The sequence below is a fragment of the Streptomyces sp. AC627_RSS907 genome (genome assembly GCF_019049165.1).
Map to the genome: position 1 here is coordinate 1 of NZ_JAGMUE010000824.1, position 595 is coordinate 595.

Below are 595 nucleotides of genomic sequence, written 5' to 3' on the forward strand. Positions count from 1 at the left end.
GGTGTGGGGCGTCACGCCCGACGAGGTCGTACGCATCCACTCCGGCACCGAGTTCCGCGTCGCCTTCTGCGGGTTCGCGCCCGGCTTCGGCTATCTGACCGGGTTGCCCAGCCGCTACCACGTGCCGCGCCGCGACACCCCGCGCACCCGCGTCCCGACCGGTTCCCTCGCCCTCGCCGGCCCCTACACCGGCGTCTACCCGCGGCCCTCGCCCGGCGGGTGGCAGCTCATCGGGACCTCGGACGCGGTGCTCTGGGACGCCACCCGCGACCCCGTGGCGCTCTTCGCCCCCGGCACCCGGGTCCGCTTCGTACCGTGCGACGACCGCCGCCCCGCGCACGAGGACGGCGCCGGCCCGCCCGGCGGCGCCCCCGCGCACCCCACGGCCGACCTGCCGGCCCCCGGCCGGCGCCCCGCGGTGAACGGAGCGCGCCGATGAGCGAGTTCACCACCCTGGAGGTGATGCGCGCCGGGGCGCTCACCACCGTGCAGGACCTGGGGCGCGCGGGCCACGCGCATCTGGGCGTGCCGCGCTCGGGCGCCCTGGACGAGCCCGCGCACCGGCTCGCCAACCGCCTGGTGGGCAACCCGGAGC

The 595-nt window shown here is 78.3% G+C and carries 1 protein-coding gene and 1 pseudogene; both read left to right on the forward strand.

Annotation, left to right across the window (positions count from 1 at the left end):
* On the forward strand, window positions 1-439 hold a 439-nt coding region (locus tag KUM32_RS38840), incomplete at its 5' end, for an allophanate hydrolase subunit 1 (protein WP_217146497.1).
* Window positions 436-595: pseudogene (locus KUM32_RS38845) on the forward strand (allophanate hydrolase subunit 2 family protein); the annotation flags it as partial. The gene KUM32_RS38840 and the pseudogene KUM32_RS38845, both read left to right, overlap by 4 nt.